The following is a 5,464-nucleotide window of genomic DNA, read 5'->3' on the forward strand; positions in this document are numbered from 1 at the left end:
ATTTTTGCACGAGATATCTATTTTTAGGGCTTCTTCTGGCTTGCACCACACTTGTAGCATAGGACTCTGCTCTATGCCCTATAACTCAACGGTCTTATAAAAAAGGATCTCCGGTAAGGGGGGATAATCCGAAGATCCTTTGCTTGATGAATGCAGTAACAAGCTCTTGGGGGAAGAGTTGTTTTCTGCTGAGATTAGGAAAATTAATCTAATGCTTTTAAGAAGCTTGGCACATCTGTTCGTAAAGACTTCATGCGATTACTATCATCCTGAACATCATTTGATGCAGCTTCTTCTTTATTGTTTTTATTTATCCCAAGATTATTAAATATATCTTTGATGTCGTCTTCTATGGAAGCGGCAGCTTCTGTTTTGTTGGGATTTGTTTTTGGGGTTTCAAAAGAAGGGAAATCTACCACGTTTGCCATTTGGGTATTCTTGTCTAATCCGGTTGCAATTATGGTTACCGATATCTTACCGGTCATGCTATCATCCAGGATAACTCCCATAATGATGTTGGCGCCTTTGCCGGTTTCATTTACAATAACGTTCGATACTTCTTCAAATTCGCTCATCAAAATATCTTGTCCGCCGGTTATATTAAGCAGTAAGGATTGGCAACCTGCCAAGCTGACATCTGCCAGAAGCGGGTTGTTTATTGCCATGCGGGCAGCGTTTATGGCTCGGCTTTCACCTTCGGCAATACCGGTGCCCATCAAGGCGTAGCCCATATTTTGCATAACTGTTTTTACATCGGCAAAATCAACGTTGACCAAACCGGTAATAGTAATGATGTCGCTCACGGCTTTTGCCGCTTCATAAAGCACATTATCGGCATTATTGAAGGCAGCTTTTAAAGTGGCATTTCCATATATTTCACAGAGTTTTTCATTGGGAATTACAATGAGGGTATCTACATATTCACTAAGATGGCGAATTCCATGATCTGAGTTCTCGGCACGTTTTTTCCCTTCAAAGGGGAAGGGAGTTGTAACAATACCAAGAGTTAAAATGCCCATCTCGCGGGCAATTTTGGCTATAATAGGAGTAGCCCCAGTTCCAGTTCCACCACCCATGCCTGCAGCTAAGAATACCATATCGGCACCGTCCAGATGGGACTTTATGTCGTCTTTAGACTCTTCCGCACTGCGAGATCCCACCTCCGGATTTGCTCCGGTGCCAAGCCCGCGCGTAAGTTTTTTTCCTAATTGCAGTTTCATCTTAGCTTTGCTTTTGGTAAGATCGTCGGCATCGGTATTTGCGGCAATGAATTCCACACCATTAAGCTCATTCTCAATCATGGTATTAATGGCATTTCCCCCCGCTCCGCCAATTCCAATAATCTTGATGTTGGTTCCCACTTGTGCTGGTCTTTCATCAAATTCAATCATTATTCCCCCTTAGGTAAAGTCTTTAATTATTTTTTTGAGTTTATCTACAAATTTACTGTTGCCCAAATTTGAAAGATTTAGGCTGCGAGATTGTGGTTCGTTTTCAAAGCCTGCGGCATAGTATAAAATCCCCACTGCAGTAGCAAAAGCAGGATCGTCCAGGCGAGAACAGCCACCTTCCAAACGAGAAAGATCTGGATTTGCAATTTTTACCTGCAAATTGAAGGCATTGTATATGGCTGTATCCATTCCCTGTAGTTTTGCACTGCCGCCACAAAGAATTACGCCAGCAGTAACCAATTCTGGAGTGTAGAAATCTTTACTGCGATTATAACACATTGCCAGCATTTCCTCTACGCGATGTTGTATAACATGGCTCACTAGGTATTGGGGACGGCGAGATCCTGCTCTGCCGCTAATACCCTCTACTTCTATTTCCAAAGATTGATCTACATCGCTGGCAATTGCATTTCCAAATTGAGTTTTGATGTATTCTGCACTTGCCAAAGTGGTTTTTAGCCCAATTGCCAAATCTTCGGTGATAGATTGCCCCGCCATAGGTATAACCAAAACCTTTTCAAGGGCACCCCTGTTATATATGGAAATATCGCAGGTTCCACCGCCTACATCCATAAGAATTGCACCCAGCCTGCGCTCATCCTCCGAAAGTATGCTGCTGCTAAGCGCAACATGGGTTAGCACATAGTTATCGGGATCCATTTCGTAACCGGCAAGCTCTATGCATTTACTAAGATTTCGCATTGGTGTAAGTTCGGAAAGAATGGTGAGCACTTTTGCCGTAAGATGAAATCCACTCATATTAACCGGATTGTGGATGTCGTCTTGCGAATCGATTATGTAATCGTGAGGGATACCGTGCAATATTTTGTGACGTTCATAGCCCTTTTGGATTTTGATGCTATTTTTGGCATCGTTGATTACTTGTTCTACGTGTTCTATGGATATTTCACCGGGTTCATTTGGAGTTTCGGAGGGGATGGAGATTCTGCCATCACCCAATTGGGTGCGAATGTGATCTCCGGTGATGTTGGTATAGATGTTTTTGGCATCTGTATCGGCAGCTTTTTCTGCATCCGAAATAGACTTACTTATTTGCTCGGAAAGGGCTTGGATATCTTTTACGATGCCTCGTTGAATACCCTCAGAAGAACATTCCCCTATGCCCAAAACTTCCAAGCGCTCTCCAGCAAGGGTTTTTGCAATAACGGTTCGCACCATTGTGGATCCGATATCTAAAGCCGTGATTATGCTGCTTTTCATTTGTTTCCTGCCTTTACGACTACTTGGTTATCATAACGGAGGTCAACCACGCTACGACGGGCTATATTACCGTTATCTTGAACAAACTGATATCGCCTCAGTTGGTTTGCAATGTCCTTATCTCCCGGGATAATTCGCGTCCCAAAGCGGGAGTCTATGATATTTATGGTGTCATCTATCATATAGTATTCAGATATGATGGGCAAATAATCTGCTGCTTCCTTCATGATAGTAAGATGAGTTTGAAGGATACGAGACAAATCAGGTTTTGTGAGTTTCATTCCCGGTTTTAGCTGTTCATCTTTGTAATACGAAGAATATATTGGGATATCTTCTTTATATACTGGACTATATCGTTCCAGTACAATCGCTTCGGCATCGATGGGGTGGAGGTTGCCCTCAAAGCTTTTTACATATAAGATGCCCTTGCGCTCGGAAATTTGGATCTTGATTGTATTGAGCAAATGCCGCTTGACTCTAATATCTTTAATGCGAGATATAGAAGCAATATCTGCCGTAATCTTTCTTTTGGGTACACGGAATAAATTCATGCCGAGGTACTGGTTACAACGATTTATCAAAAGAGAATCCGGTATTGCAGTATTGCCTTCAAGAGAGATATTTTTAACCTCTAAAAAGGGAAGGTGCCGCAAGGCGTACCAAGCTCCTAAGCCAAGCCCGATTACAGCGATCAGGCAGAGGCTAAAATAGAGATAATATCTGCTATTTCCGCGGCGCTTTCTTTCCTTCATTTTGATACCTTATTATTTTGTAAGTAATTACAGCTTTGACAAGCCATTTTGTGAAAAGAGAATAAAACTCATAAGTTACTACTTTTTTTAACTTTACTGATTGTGTCAACTCTTTTTTTGAGTTGCTGCAAGATTTCCTCACCATATTGCCAGATGTTCCCGGCTCCAATTGTTATTAAAATGTCATTTGGTTTAAGCAGGGCAATAGTTTCGGATACTATTTGCGCATTGTCTTCAATTGTGTGTACTTGATGGTGACCACTTTGTATGGCAACATCGGCAATAAGTTTTGACGAAACTCCGGGAATCGGTAATTCACGGGCGGGATAGATTGGTGCGAGAATAAGGCAATCGCAGCTAAAAAATGCTTTACCAAATTTCTTATATAGATCGCGGGTTCGAGAATACAAATGAGGTTGGAACAAGGCAACAATGCGGCGATCTACGCTATCTTTAAATCCTTCCAGTGTAGCGACGATCTCGGTGGGATGGTGGGCATAATCGTCATAAATAGTAATGTCTTTAACTTCACCTTTTAGTTCGAAGCGACGGTAAACGCCACTAAATGAAGCCATTCCATCTTGGATACTTTTAAAAGGAAGATCCAATTCCAATCCTATTGATGCTGCTAATAGAGAGTTTTGGATATTGTGTTTGCCCGATACTTTCATGCTTATTTTGCCCAGCTTGTAGCCTTTATAAGATAGATCGTAGCTGGTGGTAAAATTCTTCATCACAATATTGAGGGCTTGCACGTCTGCTTGTCTGGAAAGCCCATAGGTAACTATCTTTTTGTTGATTTGCGGTAAGATGGTTTGCACTCCAGGATCGTCCAGACAGGCAATTACGCTGCCAAAGAAAGGAACTTTATTGGCGTACTCAATAAAAGCACCTTTTATGTCATCCAAATTGCGATAGCAATCCAGATGGTCTTCATCTACATTTGTAATACCGGCTATGCAGGGAGTAAGCGATAAAAAAGAATGATCGTATTCATCAGCTTCCACCACGATATATTTTCCAGAGCCCATCACGTTGTTAGAGCCAAAGTTTTTTACTTTACCACCAACAATAATGGTAGGGTCTAATCCTGCCGCTTCTAATACAAGTCCAGCCATAGAAGTGCTGGTGGTTTTGCCATGAGTGCCCGAAACACCAATTGAAAAGCTCATACGAGTGATTTCTGCCAGCATTTCAGCTCTGCGGATAACAGGGATTCTCATTGCTTTGGCGGCAATAATTTCGGGATTGTCGTCTTTAACGGCAGATGATTTTACTACGACATCTGCATCGTGCACCAAATCCGGATTATGTCCTTCGGTAATCTTGATGCCCAGGTCTTCTAGATGAGCCGTAATATCGCTCTTTTTCATATCCGATCCGCTAATTTCAAGTCCCTGATTGAAGAGGAATTCGGCTATTCCACTCATACCGATGCCACCAATACCAATGAAATGAATTTTTTTTGTTCTGCCAAGCATCTTTTCTCCTTAGAAAAAGCTGAGAATATCTGTTACTATACGCTCTGCCGCCGTATTTGGAGGCAATTTATTAAGATTATTTTTCAGTTTGTTGCAATCGATTGTCTTTATTGTAGAAAGTAAGTTTTGAGGGCTAAGCTCTGTTTGTATAAGTAATTCGGCTACTTCTTTATTTTTCTGAGCCAATGCATTGTAGTATTGGTGGTTTTCTGATGCAGTGGGCAAGGGTATAAGGATCGATGGCAAAGCGGCAGCTTCTAATTCGGCTATTGTTATAGCACCGGCGCGGGTAATTGCCAGATCGGCATAGTGCATCATTTGAGTGAGATTACTGTTAAAATCGAAGATATACAGCCCCTGTTTGTCTTTGTGTTTGCGGGCAAACATATCGAAAGTAGTTCTTCCTGTTTGCCACAATATTTGCCACCCCCCCTCCAAGAGAACGTTTATTATGCTGGAAACAGAGTTATTTATTGCAAGCGATCCTTGCGAGCCTCCCGTTATCAGTAAAGTATCCTTACCGCTTTGCAAACCAACGCTTTCCAAAGTAAAACATGTC

The 5,464-nt window shown here is 41.9% G+C and carries 5 protein-coding genes; all 5 read right to left on the reverse strand.

Annotation, left to right across the window (positions count from 1 at the left end; genetic code table 11):
- Nucleotides 1–203: 203 nt before the first annotated feature.
- Nucleotides 204–1,391, reverse strand: coding sequence for a cell division protein FtsZ (gene ftsZ, locus LHW48_00010; protein MCB5258845.1), 1,188 nt, complete (start codon nt 1,389–1,391; stop codon nt 204–206).
- A 9-nt stretch (nt 1,392–1,400) separates the two neighbouring features.
- Nucleotides 1,401–2,672, reverse strand: a complete 1,272-nt coding sequence (ftsA, locus tag LHW48_00015) for a cell division protein FtsA (GenBank protein MCB5258846.1) — start codon at nt 2,670–2,672, stop codon at nt 1,401–1,403.
- On the reverse strand, nt 2,669–3,424 hold the full coding sequence (locus LHW48_00020) for an FtsQ-type POTRA domain-containing protein (protein MCB5258847.1): 756 nt from the start codon (nt 3,422–3,424) through the stop codon (nt 2,669–2,671). Before LHW48_00020 ends, ftsA begins: the two co-directional genes overlap by 4 nt.
- Before the next feature lie 68 nt (nt 3,425–3,492).
- Nucleotides 3,493–4,905, reverse strand: a complete 1,413-nt coding sequence (gene murC, locus LHW48_00025; GenBank protein ID MCB5258848.1) for a UDP-N-acetylmuramate--L-alanine ligase — start codon at nt 4,903–4,905, stop codon at nt 3,493–3,495.
- A 9-nt stretch (nt 4,906–4,914) separates the two neighbouring features.
- The coding region (locus LHW48_00030) for a UDP-N-acetylglucosamine--N-acetylmuramyl-(pentapeptide) pyrophosphoryl-undecaprenol N-acetylglucosamine transferase (protein MCB5258849.1) at nt 4,915–5,464 on the reverse strand (550 nt) is incomplete at its 5' end.

This window comes from Candidatus Cloacimonadota bacterium, assembly GCA_020532355.1.
Lineage (GTDB): Bacteria > Cloacimonadota > Cloacimonadia > Cloacimonadales > Cloacimonadaceae > UBA5456.